The following is a 19,698-nucleotide window of genomic DNA, read 5'->3' as shown; positions in this document are numbered from 1 at the left end:
TAGCTAAAAAATAACTTTCAAAATCTTTCTCTTTTCAGTTTTAAAAATTTAATTCCTTTAAATTAAAGAAACGGTATAATAATAGCCTTACCACACAAATTTCAAATATGAAAAAAATTCTATTGTGGCTGCTTGGTATTATTTTAATCACTGGTATTGGTTTATTCTTTGGCGCAAAGTACCTGCAAAGAAACTGGAAACCACTTTTAGAAGAACAGCTTAAACAGGCAGTGATCAACTCAACTGATAGCTTGTACAAAATAGAATACAAAAGCCTTGATGTAAATCCTATAAATGGGAATCTTAATTTGGTAGATTTCAAACTCACGCCCATTATGGAAGTTTACGAGAAACTAAAAATTACAAATGAGGCTCCAGATAATCTTTACGAATTAGCTGTTGACGAATTGATTATTAATAAAGCCAATGCGAAAGAAGCGGTAAGCACCAAAAAATTAAATATAGCCAACATTATTATTGATCATCCACAACTTAAAATCACGAATAACAGACAGCCTTATAACGACATTGTTGATACGCTTAAGAAAAAGAAAAACCCTTATGAACTGATTAAAGAAATATTTAAAGAGCTAAAAATCAATACTATTCAACTTAAGGACGTAGATTTTACTTTTGTAAATAATAGCAACGAGCAAAAAAAGCAAACCTCTTTAAAAAATCTAAATATTACTATTAATGATTTATTAATTGACTCCTTAGCATCACAAGATAAAAACAGGGTTTATTACACTAAAAATGTAGAAATCAATATTAAAGACTATCAAATTGCCACTCCTGATAGCTTGTATTATGTAAAAACCAGCGAACTCAGTTTTTCGACGATTAGAAATGAATTGCTGTTAAAAAATGTAAAAATGGAACCCCGGCTAAGTAAAGCAGCGTTTCATGAGAAAGCAGGCTATGCAAAAGACAGATTTGACTTGGATTTTGAAAATATCATTATTAAAGATGTTGATTTCGACTTATTCTTAAAGCAGCAAATTCTAATGGCCGAATCACTTTCGATTGAGAAAGCAAGAGTGGATGTTTATAATAACAATGCCTACCACAGAAAAAGAACAGACAAAACCGGAAAATTCCCACATCAACAATTGCTAAACGTAGCTTTAGATATGCGCATTAAGCAAGTTAATCTCAACAATGTAAATATTAGCTATGCTGAGTATGATGCAAAAAGTAAGCGTACCGGTATTATTAGGTTTAACAACTTACGTGGAACTATAAATAATGTAACCAATAATATTGCTTCGCTAAAAAAGGATGACGTAATGATTGCTAATGTTAAGGCCGAAATATTTGGAAAAGCCCCGGTAAGTTTAAATATGAAATTTTACATGAGAAGTGAACTTGGCGCCCATGATTATAGCGGTACGGTTGGTGCTTTTAACGGCAAAATTTTAAATGAAATAGTTAAACCTTTAGGCATGGCCGAAATAAAATCTGCCACCATAAGTAAGGTTTCATTTGATGTAAAGGCCAATCAAAACATAGCAAGAGGCACCATGCAATTTTATTATTCTGATTTAAATGTGAGTATTTTAAAACGAGAAGAAAATGGAAACCTAAAAGATCAAGGTTTTATTTCTACCGTTGCCAATGGTTTTATCATCAAATCTGAAAATCCTTCTAAAAAGGGAGAATTTACCGAAGGGCGTATTTTATATAGCCGACCCTATTATGCTTCTTTTTTTAATTACCTGTGGCAATCTCTTTTTACGGGTGTAAAAGAAAGTGTTGGGGTGAGCCGAGAAAAAGAAGCTAAACTTAAAAAGAGCGCTGCAAAAATCGGAAGCTTAGTTGATGATGCTAAGGACGCTTTTTCTTCTATTAAAGAAAATTTAAAAGAAAGAAAAGAGAAAAGAGAAGTACGGCGAGACGAGAAAAAAACAGAAAAAGAACAAGAACAAAAAAAGAAAGAAGAACAGGAGTTGGAGATCAAAAATTGATGATTTACTAGCTAAAGAACTTCATTTTGATGATAAGAAATCTAAATTGTCAAAACAACTTGTTTACTAATAGAAAACTTTTAACTTTGTTCACTATAAGTAAACTCTAAATGTTTAACATCATCAACCGAAAAACACTTTTAACTTATGTACAGGAATATCCAAAAGCAAAGAATGCTTTACTTGAATGGTATTATGAATTTTTAAATGCTGATTTTAAAAATTTTCAGGAGCTAAAAGCGACTTATAAAAATGCAAGTTTAGTAGGTGATGACCGTGTAGTAATTAATATTATGGGCAACCATTATAGACTGGTGATTAGAGTTATTTTTATTTATAAAGTGATTCAAATTAAGTGGTTTGGGACTCATAAAGAATATGATAAAATAGATGTATCAACCATAAAATTTAAACACTAATGAATTTACATATCTTAAAAACAGACGAAGAATATCAGGAATTATTAGATTGGGTTGATGCTCAATTTGATTTGAACATTTCTATTGACAGTAAAGTAGGTGAAGATTTACAAGTGGCTTTATTGCTAATTAAACAATATGAAGATGTGCACTTTAAAATCCCAAAACCCGACCCACTTTTGGTTGTAAAGCAAAAAATGGAAGAAGAAGGCTTAAAAAACAAAGATCTAATCAATTGGATTGGCAGCAAAAGCTATGTTTCGGCATTGTTAAGTGGCAAAAAACCTTTAACCCTTAAAATTGCAAAAGTGCTGCATCAAAAATTAGGGATTCCTGCGGAAGTATTTTTGGCTTGAATTTGATATTTCTTTATTTTCCATGTTCTATGTCTTCACAGAGCATTATTTTTTAATAATCAAATTTCGGTTTCTGGAGAAACAAAATCATGTAAAAAGAGTCAGAAACTCCTTTTTATTAGTTAATCCGTAATCAAGCTACGCTTAAGACTACGGACAGATGGGGGTAAAAGATGTAGAATCACCCTATAATAATTGGGATGATATAGATCCTTGGTTAGCTATTATAGCCAGAACAATAAAATCTATAATTAAAAATAAAGTTTACTAAATCTTTGACTTAATAAAAGAATACGATTTATAGTCACCAATTCGCCAATGGTGTAGGGATAATCCTCGGATTATCCGTTTGTTAAAAAATTGTAAAGGACAACCCAAGGTTTATCCCTACTTTTCAAATTTTTTCCTATTATTTTATTCAACAGTAAACGATGATTTCGGAATCTTCTGAATCGCTACAACGTTAAAAAAAATCAACTTTTAATGAACCTTTTTCATTTGCCAAAATTGGTTATTTAAAAAGTTACTGCATTTCGGTCTGTGAGGATACAGACCGAGGCATAGGGCAAACAAAATAGCCCACGGTTTAAACCGTGGGCTATTTGATAAACCGTCTGCAATTAATAACAATATTTATTCGCATCAATTAATTGCTTCGCAACTCTTTGTCTGGCATCTTTGATATTAAAAGGCGCTGTTTTAGTGAATCGGCGTAAGCCCATTAACATCATATTTAATTCATCGCCTTCGGCAAAAGAGTTTAAAGCTTCTTTACCTGCTAAGTGGGTTTTATCTACACATTCTTGCAAGTAAATACGCATCATATCTAATTGCCCTTTACAAGCTTCCTCGCCTTTGATACTCACTAATTTTTCGACTCTTAAAATGGTTGATTCTGCCACGTAAACCGAGCCAATAATATCGGCAATGTTCATTAAAATTTCTTGCTCTTTAGAAAGTGTCATCATTAGTTTTTGTACTGCTGCACCAGCAATCATTAAACCTGCTTTCTTTAAATTCTTTAAAGTTTTCTTTTCTGCTGCAAATAAGGCATCATCTTCCTCACCAAATTCGGGAATCGACATTAATTCGCCTGCTACAGCTTGGGCTGGAGTCATTAAATCTAGCTCACCTTTCATCGCTCTTTTTAAAAGCATATCTACAATCAGCAATCTGTTGATTTCATTAGTTCCTTCAAATATCCTGTTGATTCGGCTATCGCGATAAGCTCTATCCATTGGCGCATCTGCAGAATAACCCATTCCGCCGTAAACCTGTACGCCTTCATCTACAATATAATCCAACATTTCTGATCCCCAAACTTTGATAATGGCGCATTCTACTGCAAAAGTCTCAGTTGATTTCAACTTAGCTTTCGCCATATCCATTCCGCCAGCTACTAAAGCATCATAAGCATCATCAATATTTTGACCAGCTCTGTAAGTAGCACTTTCTACCGCAAAATTCCTTACTGCCATTTCTGCCAGTTTATATCTAATGGCTCCAAATTTTGAAATATTCAATCCAAACTGAACTCTTTCATTTGAATAATTAATAGCATGATCCAATACTTTTCTAGAAGAACCAATAGCTGCGGCGCCTAATTTTATACGCCCAATATTTAAAATATTTACTGCTATTTTAAATCCGTTCTCTCTTTCAGAAAGTAGGTTTTCTTTAGGAACAGGACAATCGTTAAAAAACACCTGCCGAGTTGATGATCCTTTGATTCCCATTTTATGCTCTTCGGGATTCATGGTGATTCCACCAAAATCTTTCTCAACAATAAAAGCGGATAGATTTTTATCATCATCAATTTTGGCAAAAACAATAAAAATATCAGCAAAGCCACCATTGGTAATCCACATTTTTTGTCCGTTGACAATATAATGTGTTCCGGCTTCATTTAAAACAGCTTTTGTTCTTCCACTGTTAGCATCAGAACCAGAATTTGGCTCGGTTAAACAATAAGAAGCTTTCCACTCGCCAGAAGCTAATTTTGGAATGTATTTATCTTTTTGTGCTTGATCTCCGTAATAAAGAATAGGTAAAGTACCAATTCCTGTATGCGCAGAAAGTGCCACCGCAAATGAATGACCCGAGCCAACTACATCTGCAACCAGCATAGAAGTATTAAAATTCTTTCCAAAACCACCGTATTCTTCTGGAATAGAAACTGCTAATAAACCTAGTTCGCCTGCTTTATCCATTAAAGATTGCATCAAACCTTCTTCTTGGCTATCTATTCTATCCAAATTTGGATAAACTTCTGCTTCTAAGAAATCCTGGCAGGTTTTCTTAATCATTAATTGCTCTTCATCAAATTCTTCAGGAATAAATACGTCTTGAAAATTAGTTTCACTGATGATAAACTCACCGCCTTTGATTGATTTTTTTTCTAGTGTTTCCATACTGTTTAGTATTAAGTAGCGAGTATCAAGTATCAAGACACTTTCAAATCGCATAAAAATTTATAATTTAACCATAAAAGCATCTTGATTCTTGATACTCCTATCTTGATTCCTTTTATTATAGCATTTCAAATATCCCTGCCGCACCTTGTCCGCTGCCTACGCACATGGTCACCATTCCGTATTTCTGGTTTCTTCTTTTTAATTCGTTGAATATTTGCACACTTAGTTTTGCTCCGGTACAACCTAGTGGATGCCCTAATGCAATTGCACCACCATTCACATTTAGTTTATCGGTATTTAAGTCTAGTTTTCTGATGATGGCTAGTGATTGCGAAGCAAAAGCTTCGTTCAATTCTATTAAATCCATATCGTCTAACTTCATGTTGGCTTGCTTTAATGCCATTGGTATTGCTTCTATTGGACCAATTCCCATTATTCTTGGTGGAACACCAGCTACCGAATAGCTTACTAAACGAGCGATAGGCTGTACATTAAGTTCTTTCAACATTTTTTCTGAAACCACTAAAACAAATGCAGCCCCGTCTGAAGTTTGAGAAGAATTACCGGCTGTTACCGACCCTCCAGCTGCAAAAACCGGTTTTAATTTAGCTAAAGCCGAAGTGCTGGTATCTGCCCTTGGACCTTCATCAGTATCCACTATATATTCTCTGGTTTTCTTCTTCATGTTGGCATCCACGTAGTTTTCTTTTACCGTAATTGGTAAAACGCCATCTTTTAAATGCCCATTTTTGATGGCTTCAACTGCTTTTTGATGCGATTTAAATGCAAACTCATCTTGATCTTCTCGGTTCACATTAAACTCATTAGCTACAGCTTCTGCAGTTAATCCCATTCCCCAATACCAATCTGGATTTTTTATGGCCACCTCTGGATTTGGAACAATTTTCCATCCGCCAAAAGGCATTCCACTCATCACTTCTACCCCACCAGCAACAATACAATTTGCCATTCCGGCTTTAATTTTTGCAACTGCCGTGGCAATGGTTTCTAAGCCCGATGCGCAATATCTGTTCATCGTCATCCCAGGAACTTTATCAGTATCTAATCCCATTAAAGAAATCATTCTACCAATATTTAGCCCCTGCTCTGCTTCTGGCGTAGCGTTTCCTACGATTACATCGTCTATTTGTGTTTTATCAAGATTAGGAACAGATGCTACTAATTCTCTAATGACTTCAGCAGCTAAATCATCTGCTCGAGTAAAACGAAAAACGCCTTTTGCTGATTTACCAACTGCGGTTCTATATCCTGCTATTATGTATGCTTCCATTTTATTTAGTATTGAGTAGCGAGTATCAAGTATCTAGACTTGTAAACGCATAAATGATTTAATTTTTCATTTTATGAGCATCTTGATACTTGATACTCATATCTTGATACTTTCTCTAATTTCTTAAAGGTTTTCCTTTAGTTATGATTGATTGAATTCTCTCCAAAGTTTTCTTTTCTCCGCACAAGCTCAAAAATGCTTCTCTTTCCAAATCCAATAAATATTGTTCGGTTACTATGCTTGGCGCAGATAAATCTCCACCACACATCACGTATCCTAGTTTTTGAGATATTTTTTGGTCATGCTCTGAAATATAATTTCCAGATTTCATCGTATTAGCACCGGCGTAAACCATTCCTAAACCAAATTTCCCTAATACTTTAATATCGGTTCTTCTTACAGGTTGGGTATATCCAGCATCAGCTAATTCTAAAGCTTTTTGTTTGGCATCAGCAATCAACCTGCTCCTATTCATAGAAATGGAATATTTGTCTTTTAATAAGTAACCTAAATCAAAAGCTTCTTGTGCTGAAGTAGAAACTTTTGCCATTGCAATGGTTAAAAACCTGTCTTTCAATACATTTTGCTCTATTTGCCCTTCAACAAAAGCATCCGAAGCTCTTAAAGCAAATTCTTTTGTACCGCCACCACCAGGAATTAAACCTACACCAAACTCGACTAAACCCATGTAGGTTTCGGCGTTAAGCTGAACATGATCGGCATGCAAACAAAACTCGCAACCGCCACCCAAAGTAAGATTATGGGGTGCTACCACTACTGGGATGGAAGAATATCGTAAACGCATTGCGGTGTTTTGGAACATTTTAATGGCCATATTCACTTCGTCCCACTCCTGCTCTACTGCCATCATAAAAATCATCCCAACGTTGGCTCCGGCTGAGAAATTTGCACCATCATTACCGATGACTAAACCTCTATAATCTTTCTCGGCAATATCAATGGCTTTGTTAATTCCGCTTAACACTTCGCCACCTATGGTGTTCATTTTGGTATGAAACTCTAAGTTTAAAATTCCATCGCCAATATCGGTTAAGGTTGTACCTGCATTTTCCCAAATGGTTTTGTTGGCTCTAATGTTATCTAAAATGATAAACGCATCTTGACCAGGAATTTGTTTGTAAGATTTTGAAGGGATATCATAATAAGATTTAGCTCCGTTTTCTACTTTACAAAATGAGGAATTGCCGGCATCTAACATTTGAGTAACCCAAGCTGCCGGAGTATTTCCGTTGGCCTTCATCATTTCTACAGCTGCTTTAACACCCAGTGCATCCCAAACTTCAAACGGACCCAATTCCCAACCAAAACCAGCTCGCATGGCATCATCTATTCTATAGGTTTCATCAGAAATTTCGGGAATGCGATTTGAAACGTACTCGAACAATCCTGAAAAAGAAATTCTAAAAAACTCTGCTGCTTTATCTTTACCTGCTGCATAAACCTTCATTCGCTCACGCAAATTTTCAATAGGTTTTGTAGCTTCTAAAGTGGCTGATTTTACTTTATTTTGAGAACGATATTCGAGTGTTTTTAAGTCTAAAGCTAAAATCTCGGTTTTACCGGCTGCATCTTTTGTCTTTTTATAAAAGCCTTGCCCAGTTTTATCGCCAAGCCATTTGTTCTCTTGCATCTTCTTCACATAATCTGGCAATACAAAAGCTTCTCTAGCTTCATCATTTGGCACATTTGCATATAGCCCGTTTGCTACGTTAATCATGGTATCTAAACCAACCACATCAGTAGTTCTAAAAGTGGCAGATTTTGGTCGACCTAAAACCGGACCAGTAAATTTATCCACTTCTTCAACGGTTAAATCCATTTTTTGCACCAAGTGCAATAGTGCCATAATGGAATAAACGCCTACCCTGTTGGCAATAAATGCTGGAGTATCTTTACATAAAACCGTAGTTTTTCCTAAAAATTTATCTCCGTAGTGCATCAAAAAATCAACAACTTCTGGATCTGTTGCCGGTGTTGGAATAATTTCTAATAACCTTAAATAACGTGGTGGATTAAAAAAATGAGTCCCGCAAAAATGCTTTTTAAAATCTTCTGATCGGCCTTCCGCCATCATGTGAATAGGAATTCCAGAAGTATTAGAAGTAATTAAAGTGCCTGGTTTACGATGTTTTTCTACCTGATCATAAACTTTTTTCTTGATGTCTAGGTTTTCCACCACCACTTCAATTGTCCAATCACAAGAGGCAATATCTTTCATATTATCCTCAAAGTTTCCGGTCTTAATTCGGTTTAAAACCGATTTATTATACACTGGCGATGGATTAGATTTTGCGGCAAAAGCGAGGGCTTCATTTACAATTCTATTTCTAACAGCTGGGATATCTAAAGTTAAACCTTTTGCTTTCTCAACATCATTTGGCTCTTTAGGAACAATATCTAAGAGTAAAACTTCTAAACCTATATTGGCAAAGTGACAAGCTATACGTGATCCCATAATTCCTGAACCTAGCACTGCTACTTTTTTGATTGATCTTTTCATAAATAATAAAATATTGTAAAAATCAGGGTTTGTAATCGGTTGTTAATTGGTTGATGGTTTTGAGCGAATTAACTAAATGAAGTTTTTCATCTTCGGCTAAATTGGCTTCTAAATAATCATTAAACTTTTTTACCACCACACGGGCTAAATGGCGTTTCTCTTTACCTTTATCTGTTAGATAAAGTTTAACCGATCTTTTATCTGTAAGGTGACTTTCTCTATAAATTAAACCATCAGTTTCTAAATTATTTAACATTCTACTTAAGCTGGTTGATTTTAAGCCCAGCAAAGCCGCAACTTCTGAAACCGTAGTTCCTTCTATTTCATCAATATTGATGAGCATATAACCAATAGATTGAGTAATGCCAAATTCTGACGCTAATTGATTATAGCGGTTAGCAATATTTTGCCAGGTTATCTTTAGAAAATAATCTATAGTTTCTTGGTGCTTCATTATTAAGTTTAAATGGTATTTCAAAGCTAACAATCTTTAACTTACTATGCAAGCATAATAAATTTAATGGCTTATTATTTCTGAGAAATAATTTATTAATTGAACTAAAAAAAACTTTTCAGAAATCTTATCTTATCTTACCGTCCATTCTGAGTAAAAACTAATCTTAGTTTGTATTTTTTAATGAAATATGATTTTAATTGTTGACGATAAACCAGAGAATATTTACTCGTTAAAAAAGCTGCTTGAATTAAAAAATCATCCTGTTGATATTGCTTCATCTGGTGAAGAAGCTTTAAAAAAAGTGCTTTCTTTTGATTATTCATTAATTATTTTGGATGTTCAAATGCCTGCAATGGATGGCTTTGAAGTTGCCGAAACACTCTCGGGTTTTAAAAAAACCAAAGATATTCCCATCATATTTTTATCTGCAGTAAATATTGATAAGCAGTTTATTGCTAAAGGTTACGCCTCTGGCGGAATTGATTATGTAACTAAACCTATAGATCCAGATATTTTACTTTTGAAAGTAAATACTTTTATAAAGTTATATCAACAAACCAAAGAGCTTCATGAAATTCAAACTATTTTAAGAGCAGAGATTGAGACAAGAAAAACCGTACAAGCCCAACTAAGAGATAAAGTAGAACAATTACATAGCACATTAGAATCTTTACCCTTAATTGCTTTTACATCTGATGATGGTGGTAACATAGAGTTTGTAAATAAGCATTGGTTTAGCTATTCATCAAGCGATAAAATTTTTCCAGATACGCATCCTGATGATAAAAATATCACCAGCGAATGGGCTGTTGAACTGCAAAAGGGTAATAGCTTAGAAATGGAAATTAGAGTGAAAAAATTGAATAGTGAAGATTACAGATTTCATTTACTAAGAATTATCCCTATAAAAGACGAGGAAAAAATCACAAAATGGGTAGGCACTTTTACAGATATTGAAGACCAAAAGCAAATTGAAAAGAAAAAAGATGAATTTTTAAGTATTGCCAGCCATGAACTTAAAACTCCTTTAACCAGTATTAAGGCATACATTCAACTTTTAGATAGAAACTTAAAAGACACCGAATCTTTACAGATTAAAAAGTACATTGAAAAAGCACACTTACAGGTAGGCAAATTGAATAATTTAATTGCCGAACTGTTAGACATTTCTAAAATAGATAGCGGGAAATTAAAGCTTAACAAGCATTTATTTAATATTCAAAATTTAATAGAAAGTACTTGTGAAACCATCCATCAAACACATGAAGATGCCATTATCACTATTTTAGGGAATGAGCAACCTTTAGAAGTTTATGCTGATGAGGCAAGAATAGAACAAGTGCTAATTAACTATTTAACCAACGCATTAAAATATTCGCCAGATAATAAACAGGTGACCATCACCAGAGAAAACAATAAAAATGAGGTTGTTATTAAAGTAAAAGATAACGGCATTGGTATACCTTTTGAAAAACAAAAAAGCGTATTTAATAAATTTTATAGGGTTGAGGAATCATCTCTAAAGTTTCAGGGCTTAGGAATAGGCCTTTACATTTGCGCAGAAATTATCAATAAACATACTGGAAAATTTGGAGTGAACAGCAGTAAAGGCAACGGCGCTGAATTTTATTTTAGTATTCCTATTAAATTAAAAGATTAAATGAATTCAAATTTCTTAAAAAACTTACAACTAAGTTTAAGCCTTTCCTTTATATTACTTATTGCTAGTTCGGCTGCTGCATTACTTTCTATTAAAGGATTAGTAGAGAATCAAGATTTAGTAGGACATACCGAAAAAGTTTTAAGATCATTAGAAAATGTAATGTCGAGCCTTAAAGATGCCGAAAACGGACAAAGAGGTTACGTAATTACATCAGATCAAAGATTCTTAGCGCCCTATTTAAAAAGTAAAACAGAACTTCCTGATTTATTAGCCTCACTCAAAGAAATCACTTCAGATAATCCAATTCAAGAAAAAAATTGGATTGAATTAAATACCATCATCAATTCACGAACTGGAATTTTAGATCGAAATTTAGATCGAAAACTAAAAAATCAGTCTGTTTCTTTACAAGACATGTTAAACGGACAATTAGAAATGGATAAGTGTAAATTTCTGATTGACAACATGACCCAAATTGAAGAAACCTTATTTAAAAGCAGAAGCCAAGAAGCAAAGCAATCAGCCACTTACACCTCTATTCTCATTTTTGTATTCACAATAATTTCTTTACTGTCAGCTCTTATTTTTTACAGAAAAATAAGAAGTGATTTTAAAATGCGTGAAGAATTAAAAAATGAATTATTAACTAAAGATTACGAGACCAGTGAGAGTATTTTAGCTATTGAAGATATTGCCATTAAAATTGCTAAAGGAAATTATTCGGACCGAATTAAACGTGATGATTTAGGCATTTTAAGTAAAATTAGTGTGTCGCTAAACCTAATGGCCGAATCTTTAGAAACTTCTTTTAATAAAATTAATGACGATGAATGGATGCAAAAAGGGCTGGCTATCATTAATGATAAATTAGTTGGGAATAAAAACATTAAAGAAATAGCAGGTGAATCTTTAAATTATTTAATTGAATACGGCCAATGTAATAATGGCGCCATATACATTTATAATGAGGGTAAATTAGAATTAAAAGCCTCCTACGGTAAAGAAGAATACATGAAAAATTCTTTTGATGAAGGTGAAGGAATTATTGGCCAAGTATTTACCTCAAAGAAATTAAAACTGATTGAAAATTTAACAGAAGAAAATTATGGGCTTAGTTTTTCTGGAGGCAAAATAAAATTAGACTCATTATTAATTATACCTATTACTTACGAGAAAAATACTGTTGGCGTTATTGAATTAGGCAGTACAAGTAAATTTAATGAAATAGATTTATCTTTTCATGATTGTGCGTCAACAACCATTGGGGCAGCAATTATTAGTGCAAGCTTTAGAAAACATAATCAGAATTTATTAGAGCAAACTCAAGCACAAACAGAAGAGTTACAATCACAACATACTGAATTAGAAGCGCTAAACTTTGAATTAGAAGTTCAAACTCAAAAACTACAAGCATCTGAAGAAGAATTAAAAGTACAACAAGAAGAATTAATGGAATCTAATCAGGAATTAGAAGAAAGATCTAAACTATTAGAAGAAAAAAATCAATTAATTATAGATAGAAATATTGTTATTCAGGAAAAGGCCGAAGAATTAGCTTTAAGTACCAAGTATAAATCAGAATTTTTGGCCAACATGTCTCATGAGTTAAGAACGCCTCTTAATTCTATTCTTTTACTTTCTAGGCTAACAGCCGAAAACTTAGAAGGAAATTTAAATGAAGATCAAATAGAATCTGCTAAAGTAATACAAAGTTCAGGTAATGGCTTATTGGCTCTAATTGATGAAATATTAGACCTATCAAAAATTGAAGCCGGTAAAATGGATATGCACTATGAGGTAGCCGCTTTAAAAACTGTAGTGGATGAATTAAGTGGAATGTTTAACCCAATAGTAAATCAGAAAAATATTAGTTTGGTTTTTACTATTGATGAACATGCCGATACCATAGGAACAGATATTACCCGATTAGGGCAAATTCTTAAAAATCTATTATCTAATGCTATCAAATTCACTTCGGAAGGAAAGGTAAGCCTGCACATATCAGAAAAAGACAATCAAATATCATTTAACGTTACAGATACAGGAATAGGCATTTCAAAAGATAAACAGAAACTTATTTTTGAAGCTTTTCAGCAAGAAGATGGCTCTACCCGCAGAAAATTTGGCGGAACCGGATTGGGATTATCCATTAGTAGAGAATTAGTTAAATTACTTGGTGGTTTTATCACTTTAGAAAGTGAGCCGGGCAAAGGCAGTACTTTTATAGTTACTCTTCCAAAATTTACAACGCAACAAGCCACAATTTTAGTTGAAGATAATAATAAAATAGAAGAGCAAAAAGAAGCAATTTCGCCTCCAGATTATTCAAATATTGTAACAACCATTCCTGCTGATGTTGCAGATGATCGCTTAAACATCAGCCCCAATGATAAAGTAATTTTGATTGTAGAAGATGATATTTTCTTTGCTAAAACATTAATTACTTACGCCAATAAAGAAAACTACAAGGCAATTGTGGTAGTTAGAGGCGATTTAGCATTACCTGCTGCCTTAGAATATAAGCCGTCTGCAATTTTATTAGACATTCAGTTACCCGTAATGGATGGTTGGATGGTGATGGATGCGTTAAAAGCCAACACTAAAACCAGGCATATTCCGGTACATATTATGTCTTCTTTGCAGGCTAAAAAAGAAAGTTTACTAAAAGGTGCTGTTGATTTTATTGATAAACCATTTGCATTTGAGCAGCTAGGAAGTATTTTTACTAAAATAGAAAATGCTTTAAATAAAGACCCAAAAAAGGTACTAATTGTAGAAGAAAACCCACAACATGCCACAGCACTTTCCTACTATTTAAGCAATTTTAATATTTCTACTGAAATTAAAAACTCGGTAGCAGATAGCGCTAAAGCTTTGCAAGAGCAAGATGTAGACTGCGTGATTTTAGATATGGGGATAAGCGATAGTAAAACCTTTGAAACACTAGAAATTATAAGAAAAAACAAAGGATTAGAAAATCTACCGATTATTGTTTTTACAGGTAAAAATATCTCTAAAATAGAAGAACAAAAAATTAAAAAATATGCCGATACCATTGTGGTAAAAACCGCAAATACTTATCAAAGAATTTTAGATGAAGTAGGCTTATTTTTACATTTAGTAAGTGAAGACTCTACAGAGAAATCAGAGAAAACTTTAAGAAAATTAGGGGTTTTAAGCGAGGTAATTAAAAATAAAACCGTTTTAATTGCTGATGATGATGTGAGAAATATTTTTGCGATTTCTAAAGTTTTAGAAAAATACCAAATGAACATGATTAGTGCTATAGATGGTAAAGAAGCATTAATTAAATTAGAAAACAACCCCAATATTGATGTGGTTTTAATGGATATTATGATGCCTCAAATGGATGGATACGAAACCATACAAGCCATCAGAAAAAATGCTAAATATGCAAAACTGCCTATTATTGCAGTTACTTCTAAAGCAATGATGGGCGACCGTGAAAAATGTATTAAAGCAGGAGCATCAGATTATATCTCTAAGCCGGTAGATTTAGATCAGCTACTTTCCTTATTAAGAGTTTGGCTTTATCAAAATTAATATGATTGGTAATAATTTGATACTTATTATTGATGACGACTATAGAAACATCTTTGCATTAAAGATGGTACTTAAGGCAAAAGGTTTTTCTGCTCATCATGCTTTAAGCTACAAAGAAGGTCTAATTATTCTTCAAGAACATTCCGCCATTAAATTGGTATTAATGGACATGATGATGCCAGAAATTGATGGCTATCAAGCAATTAAACTACTAAGAAATACAGATGATTTCAAAAACCTACCCATTATTGCAGTTACCGCTCAAGCAATGGTTGGCGATAAAGAAAGGTGTATTGCTGCTGGCGCTGATGGTTATATTGCCAAACCCGTAAACCTAGATCATTTAATGATTTTTATAAACAAATACTTAATAGATAATGAAAGCCGACTTAATTAAGGAGGATGAGCTTCATATTTTATTGATAGACGTAGCTCAAAAATACGGTTACGACTTTACAGAGTATAGCATGGCTTCTCTTAAAAGAAGAGTTAACCGTTTATGTTTGATAGACAAGCATAAAAGTTTTGCAGAGTTAAGATATAGGATTTTAAATGACGAAGAATATTTAAGTCGTTTTGTGGAAGAAATTACAGTAAATGTAACCGAAATGTTTCGCGATCCCAGTTTCTATAAAACTATAAGAGAAACCATTATACCAGAATTAGCCACACATCCACACATTAAAATTTGGTTAGCAGGTTGCTCTACCGGCGAAGAAGTTTATTCTTTATCCATTGTATTACATGAAACCGGGCTCTTACATAAAACGCTTTTATACGCAACTGATATTAATCCCTCGGTTTTAGAAGTTGCTAAACAAGGCATTTATGCTATAGGCGATATGAAACTATATTCAGAAAACTACATTAATAGTGGCGGAATTAAAGATTTTAGCACCTATTATTCAGCTATTTATGATCATATCAAGCTAATAGATGAGCTTAAGCTCAACACCGTTTTTGCCACCCATAACTTAGTTGCTGATCGTTCTTTTAATGAGTTTCAGTTAATTATTTGCCGTAATGTGCTCATTTATTTTAATAAAGATTTGCAAGAAAAAGTCTTAACTCTTTTTGATGATAGTTTAGAAAATTCGGCTTTTTTGGCATTAGGGAGCAAAGAAACTATCCGCTTTTCTGATCTCGAATCAAAATACACACAAATTGGACGAGAGAAAATATGGAGGAAAAATTGTTGAACAAAAAAATAGAATTATTGGTAATTGGAGGGTCGGCAGGGTCTTTTGATGTTTTGCTGCAAGTTATTCCTAAAATTAAAAGTGATATAAATTTCCCTATTATTATTATACTCCATAGAAAAAGTAATACCCCAACTTCAATTGCAAAAATATTTTCTTCAAAAACAAACTTACCCGTTATAGAATGTGAAGAAAAGGAAATTTTGCAACCTGGCACTATTTATTTTTCGCCACCAGATTATCACTTACTAGTTGAAAATGACCATAGTGTATCTTTAGATTCTTCTGAAAAAGTAAATTATTCAAGACCATCTATAGATGTAACCTTCAAAAATTTAGCGGATCTGTATCACGAAAATTTAGCTGCCATATTACTTTCGGGTGCAAATTCTGATGGTGCCAAAGGATTATTTTACATTAAAAGAAATAATGGAATAACTATTGTGCAAGATCCTGCGGTTGCCGAAATTAAATTTATGCCACAGCAAGCCATCAACCTTTTTGAGGTAGATCATATTTTTAATATTGAAGAAATAATTAATTACATAAACAACATTAACACAACCCTTAATTAAATTGAAAAAAACGATTCTTATTTTTGATGATGATGTAAACATTTTAGAATTATGTTTTATTATTTTAACCGATTGGGGATACCATGTGGAGGTTTCAGAAACTTCACATGATATTATTGAGAAAGTTTCTAAGGTTAACCCCGATGCTATTTTAATGGATAATTGGATCCCAGAAATTGGCGGAATAAAAGCCACTCAACTTTTAAAAAGCCATCCAGATTACAAGCACATTCCGGTAATTTATTTCTCGGCAAACAATGATATTCAGTCTTTAGCAAAAATAGCCGGCGCTGATGCCATTTTAGCCAAACCTTTTGATTTAGATGAGCTAGAAAACCTCATTAAAAGCATTTTAAAAGCTAAATAATAGCATTCACATCTTCAAGTTGTAATCCTTTTAATGATTAAAATATCGTTTCAATTTTACGCTTTTAAAATTTTCAACCTCCATAATTTTAGTTCAGTAATTAGCCTTGGCTTTACTTAAAATACCATTTAAATTTTACTTATTTTTTGATTTAAACCAACAAAAAATTAAGCTAAAAAATGTTAAATTATATAGTTTACAAACTTAGATGCTTATTTTAAGCACAGGTTTATTAATTTCGCAGAATAATCTTTTGTTTATGGAAGAATTTGAAGACAGCAAAGCATCTAAAAAAACCAAAACCATTTATATTTCTACAGTAATTAGCATTTCTTTAGTGCTTTTAATGGTGGGTTTATTAGGTCTCATTTTAGTACATGGCAAAAACTTGTCTAACTATGTGAAGGAAAACATTGTTTTAAACGTAATTATTAACGAAGGGACCAAGGAAGTTGACATCCTATCTTTACAAAAGCAAATTGAAGCTAACAATTACGTAAAATCTACTCAATATATTAGTAAAGAATTAGCCGCCAGAAATTTAACTCAAGATTTAGGAGAAGATTTTATTAAGTTTTTAGGTTATAACCCACTACTTTCCTCCATAGATGTTTACCTAAAAGCTGATTATGCAAATAACCAAAGCATAGACATTTTAAGCAAACAACTACAAAAGAATCCTTTAATTAACGAAGTACGCTATCAAAAATCTTTGGTAGATATGATCAATCAAAACATCAAAACCATCTCATTAGTCATATTCGGATTTGGATTTGTATTGTTAATCATCGCGGTAGCATTAATAAATAATACCATCAGGTTGGCTATTTATTCACAACGCTTCTTAATAAAAAGTATGCAACTTGTAGGTGCAACAAGAGGTTTTATTAGAAAACCGTTTATTATGTATGGAGTTTTACACGGCCTAATTGCAGGTTTAATTGCCATTATTTTATTGGTGCTCACCTTATATTTTGCGCAACAACAAATCCCAGAACTGGTGATTTTAACCAATTATACCGAGTTTGGAATTGTGTTTATTGCTGTAATTGGTGTAGGCATTTTCATATCATGTTTAAGCACCTATTTTGCAGTTACAAAATATTTAAAATTAAAAGTTTACGATTTATATAGATAAGAAATTATGGCTCAAAAACAGTCAAATCCATCAGATAATAGTCCTGCTCAATTTGTTTTTGGTAAGCAAAATTACCAATTGCTCATCATTAGTATTGTAGTAGTAATTACAGGATTCACGCTAATGAGTGGCGATACTGATATTTATAATTTTACAAAAATTATTTTAGCGCCAATTGTAGTTTTAATAGGCTTTGCTTTGGGGTTTTATGCCATATTAAAAAAGTCTTCAGCTAAAGTATGAACATTTTTGAAGTGATTGTATTGGCCATTATTGAAGGCCTTACCGAATTTCTACCTGTTTCTTCTACTGGCCACATGATTATCGCATCATCATTGATGGGCATTCAATCAGATAACTTTGTTAAATTATTTACAGTAGCCATTCAATTAGGCACTATCCTATCTGTTGTGGTTTTATACTTTAAAAGGTTTTTTAAATCTTTTGATTTCTATTTTAAGCTTCTGGTAGCTTTTATTCCCGCAGTAATTTTTGGGCTTTTATTTAGTGATACCATTGACCAATTATTAGAAAGTCCATTAACTGTAGCTATTTCTTTATTATTAGGTGGAATCATTTTATTGTTTGTTGATAAATGGTTTAAAAATGCTGATTTAGATGATCCTGATCAAATTTCTTATCCTACGGCATTTAAAATTGGTGTCTTTCAATGCTTAGCCATGATCCCTGGAGTATCCAGATCAGGAGCTTCTATTATTGGCGGAATGACTCAAAAACTCACCAGAAAAGCTGCTGCCGAATTTTCTTTCTTTTTAGCTGTACCTACCATGTTTGCTGCAACGGCCAAAAAGCTTTATGATTTTTATAAAGACGGACATACCATTAGTAATCATGAAATTAATTTATTATTAATTGGTAATGTGATTGGTTTTGTTGTTGCTTTAATAGCGATTAAAAGTTTTATAGGCTATTTAAGTAAAAACGGATTTAAAATATTTGGGATTTACCGAATTATAGTCGGTGCAATTATTATTGTGTTGCTATTAAGCGGCCATAACCTTAACGTGATGTAATGAGTGAAAACTCGATAAAGAAAATATTTCCTGCATTTAATTTTACCGAAGGCGAAGTTTTAATACTAAACAAACCTTATGGTTGGACTTCTTTTGATGTAGTTGGAAAAATTAGAAATTCTTTTAAACCGCTAAAGTTAAAAGTTGGCCACGCTGGCACCTTAGACCCGTTGGCTACTGGCTTACTGATACTTTGCACTGGCAAGCTTACTAAACAAATAGAAACCTATCAGGCCGAAGAAAAAGAGTACACAGGTACTTTTACTTTAGGAGCTACCACGCCTTCTTATGATTTAGAAACAGAGATAGACCAAACTTTTGATTATTCTACCCTCACAGAAGAAGCTATTTTAGCAAACTGCCAAAATTTTATTGGCGAGTTAGACCAATATCCGCCAGTACACTCGGCAATTAAGGTTGATGGAGAAAGACTTTACAGGAAAGCCAGAAGAGGCGAAGAAGTAGAATTAAAAACCAGAAAAGTAACCATATCTGAATTTGAAATTACCAGAGTGGAGCTTCCAGAAGTTGACTTTAGAGTAGTTTGCGGCAAAGGAACGTACATTAGATCTCTTGCTCATGATTTTGGCAAGAAACTAAATAACGGTGCTTTTCTTTCTAAACTGAGAAGAACAAGAAGTGGCAACTTTAAAATTGAAGACTCTTTTGAAATTATGGAACTGGTAAATCATATCAGAGAAATTAAAACTCAGCCTGATTTTAAGTAATTTCA

The 19,698-nt window shown here is 33.1% G+C and carries 17 protein-coding genes; 13 read left to right on the top strand and 4 right to left on the bottom strand.

Going from position 1 to position 19,698, the window contains the following annotated elements; all coding sequences use genetic code 11:
• Positions 1–107: 107 nt before the first annotated feature.
• From FA046_RS05460 to FA046_RS05450, 3 genes are all read left to right on the top strand, one after another.
• The gene (locus FA046_RS05460) at positions 108–1,967 is read left to right on the top strand and encodes a hypothetical protein (protein ID WP_136825385.1); all 1,860 of its coding nucleotides are present in this window, start codon (positions 108–110) and stop codon (positions 1,965–1,967) included.
• Positions 1,968–2,077: 110 nt separating this feature from the next.
• Complete coding sequence (locus FA046_RS05455; protein ID WP_136825384.1) at positions 2,078–2,386, top strand: type II toxin-antitoxin system HigB family toxin; 309 nt, start codon at positions 2,078–2,080, stop codon at positions 2,384–2,386.
• Entirely contained in the window at positions 2,386–2,742 is a 357-nt protein-coding gene (locus FA046_RS05450; protein WP_136825383.1) for a helix-turn-helix domain-containing protein, read from the top strand. Before FA046_RS05455 ends, FA046_RS05450 begins: the two co-directional genes overlap by 1 nt.
• 620 nt (positions 2,743–3,362) lie before the next feature.
• On the opposite strand, the gene FA046_RS05445 is transcribed toward FA046_RS05450, so the two are convergent.
• The 4 genes from FA046_RS05445 to FA046_RS05430 all read right to left on the bottom strand — a co-directional run bounded on the left by FA046_RS05445 (position 3,363) and on the right by FA046_RS05430 (position 9,422).
• A complete protein-coding gene (locus FA046_RS05445) occupies positions 3,363–5,153 on the bottom strand; it encodes an acyl-CoA dehydrogenase family protein (protein ID WP_136825382.1) in 1,791 nt (596 codons plus the stop codon).
• Between the two features lie 118 nt (positions 5,154–5,271).
• On the bottom strand, positions 5,272–6,447 hold the full coding sequence (locus FA046_RS05440; RefSeq protein ID WP_136825381.1) for an acetyl-CoA C-acyltransferase: 1,176 nt from the start codon (positions 6,445–6,447) through the stop codon (positions 5,272–5,274).
• A gap of 115 nt (positions 6,448–6,562) precedes the next feature.
• Entirely contained in the window at positions 6,563–8,968 is a 2,406-nt protein-coding gene (locus FA046_RS05435; RefSeq protein WP_136825380.1) for a 3-hydroxyacyl-CoA dehydrogenase/enoyl-CoA hydratase family protein, read from the bottom strand.
• Positions 8,969–8,990: 22 nt separating this feature from the next.
• A complete protein-coding gene (locus FA046_RS05430; protein ID WP_136825379.1) occupies positions 8,991–9,422 on the bottom strand; it encodes a MarR family winged helix-turn-helix transcriptional regulator in 432 nt (143 codons plus the stop codon).
• 190 nt (positions 9,423–9,612) lie between these two features.
• Between FA046_RS05430 and FA046_RS05425 the strand changes: the two genes are divergently transcribed.
• The 10 genes from FA046_RS05425 (at position 9,613) to truB (ending at position 19,693) form a co-directional block, all read left to right on the top strand.
• Complete coding sequence (locus FA046_RS05425; RefSeq protein ID WP_136825378.1) at positions 9,613–11,085, top strand: ATP-binding response regulator; 1,473 nt, start codon at positions 9,613–9,615, stop codon at positions 11,083–11,085.
• Positions 11,086–14,652: a response regulator gene (locus FA046_RS05420; protein WP_136825377.1), complete on the top strand. Its 3,567-nt coding sequence runs from the start codon at positions 11,086–11,088 to the stop codon at positions 14,650–14,652.
• Position 14,653: 1 nt separating this feature from the next.
• Entirely contained in the window at positions 14,654–15,049 is a 396-nt protein-coding gene (locus tag FA046_RS05415) for a response regulator (protein ID WP_136825376.1), read from the top strand.
• On the top strand, positions 15,030–15,851 hold the full coding sequence (locus FA046_RS05410) for a CheR family methyltransferase (protein WP_136825375.1): 822 nt from the start codon (positions 15,030–15,032) through the stop codon (positions 15,849–15,851). The genes FA046_RS05415 and FA046_RS05410 overlap by 20 nt, the downstream gene beginning before the upstream one ends.
• Complete coding sequence (locus FA046_RS05405; RefSeq protein WP_136825374.1) at positions 15,848–16,426, top strand: chemotaxis protein CheB; 579 nt, start codon at positions 15,848–15,850, stop codon at positions 16,424–16,426. The genes FA046_RS05410 and FA046_RS05405 overlap by 4 nt, the downstream gene beginning before the upstream one ends.
• Position 16,427: 1 nt before the next feature.
• Entirely contained in the window at positions 16,428–16,793 is a 366-nt protein-coding gene (locus tag FA046_RS05400; protein ID WP_136825373.1) for a response regulator, read from the top strand.
• A 259-nt stretch (positions 16,794–17,052) separates the two neighbouring features.
• Positions 17,053–17,931, top strand: a complete 879-nt coding sequence (locus FA046_RS05395; protein ID WP_136826058.1) for a cell division protein FtsX — start codon at positions 17,053–17,055, stop codon at positions 17,929–17,931.
• Positions 17,932–17,937: 6 nt separating this feature from the next.
• Positions 17,938–18,174 (top strand): DUF3098 domain-containing protein, encoded by a 237-nt coding sequence (locus tag FA046_RS05390; RefSeq protein ID WP_136825372.1) that lies wholly within the window; start codon positions 17,938–17,940, stop codon positions 18,172–18,174.
• Positions 18,171–18,965, top strand: coding sequence for an undecaprenyl-diphosphate phosphatase (locus FA046_RS05385; protein WP_136825371.1), 795 nt, complete (start codon positions 18,171–18,173; stop codon positions 18,963–18,965). The genes FA046_RS05390 and FA046_RS05385 overlap by 4 nt, the downstream gene beginning before the upstream one ends.
• A complete protein-coding gene (gene truB, locus FA046_RS05380; protein ID WP_136825370.1) occupies positions 18,965–19,693 on the top strand; it encodes a tRNA pseudouridine(55) synthase TruB in 729 nt (242 codons plus the stop codon). Before FA046_RS05385 ends, truB begins: the two co-directional genes overlap by 1 nt.
• The last annotated feature ends 5 nt before the right edge of the window (positions 19,694–19,698 follow it).

The organism is Pedobacter cryophilus (assembly GCF_005116455.1).
Lineage (GTDB): Bacteria > Bacteroidota > Bacteroidia > Sphingobacteriales > Sphingobacteriaceae > Pseudopedobacter > Pseudopedobacter cryophilum.
Note: the sequence above shows the minus strand (reverse complement) of the source record. Positions and strands in the feature narration are given on the sequence as shown.

Excerpts from the sequence above, each read along its gene's own strand:
- FA046_RS05435 (WP_136825380.1), bottom strand. The coding sequence starts at position 8,968 with ATGAAAAGATCAATCAAAAAAGTAGCAGTGCTAGGTTCAGGAATTATG.
- FA046_RS05420 (WP_136825377.1), top strand. The coding sequence starts at position 11,086 with ATGAATTCAAATTTCTTAAAAAACTTACAACTAAGTTTAAGCCTTTCC.
- FA046_RS05455 (WP_136825384.1), top strand. The coding sequence starts at position 2,078 with ATGTTTAACATCATCAACCGAAAAACACTTTTAACTTATGTACAGGAA.
- FA046_RS05460 (WP_136825385.1), top strand. The coding sequence starts at position 108 with ATGAAAAAAATTCTATTGTGGCTGCTTGGTATTATTTTAATCACTGGT.
- FA046_RS05385 (WP_136825371.1), top strand. The coding sequence starts at position 18,171 with ATGAACATTTTTGAAGTGATTGTATTGGCCATTATTGAAGGCCTTACC.
- FA046_RS05390 (WP_136825372.1), top strand. The coding sequence starts at position 17,938 with ATGGCTCAAAAACAGTCAAATCCATCAGATAATAGTCCTGCTCAATTT.
- FA046_RS05430 (WP_136825379.1), bottom strand. The coding sequence starts at position 9,422 with ATGAAGCACCAAGAAACTATAGATTATTTTCTAAAGATAACCTGGCAA.
- FA046_RS05395 (WP_136826058.1), top strand. The coding sequence starts at position 17,053 with ATGGAAGAATTTGAAGACAGCAAAGCATCTAAAAAAACCAAAACCATT.
- FA046_RS05425 (WP_136825378.1), top strand. The coding sequence starts at position 9,613 with ATGATTTTAATTGTTGACGATAAACCAGAGAATATTTACTCGTTAAAA.
- FA046_RS05415 (WP_136825376.1), top strand. The coding sequence starts at position 14,654 with ATGATTGGTAATAATTTGATACTTATTATTGATGACGACTATAGAAAC.
- truB (WP_136825370.1), top strand. The coding sequence starts at position 18,965 with ATGAGTGAAAACTCGATAAAGAAAATATTTCCTGCATTTAATTTTACC.
- FA046_RS05410 (WP_136825375.1), top strand. The coding sequence starts at position 15,030 with ATGAAAGCCGACTTAATTAAGGAGGATGAGCTTCATATTTTATTGATA.
- FA046_RS05445 (WP_136825382.1), bottom strand. The coding sequence starts at position 5,153 with ATGGAAACACTAGAAAAAAAATCAATCAAAGGCGGTGAGTTTATCATC.
- FA046_RS05450 (WP_136825383.1), top strand. The coding sequence starts at position 2,386 with ATGAATTTACATATCTTAAAAACAGACGAAGAATATCAGGAATTATTA.
- FA046_RS05440 (WP_136825381.1), bottom strand. The coding sequence starts at position 6,447 with ATGGAAGCATACATAATAGCAGGATATAGAACCGCAGTTGGTAAATCA.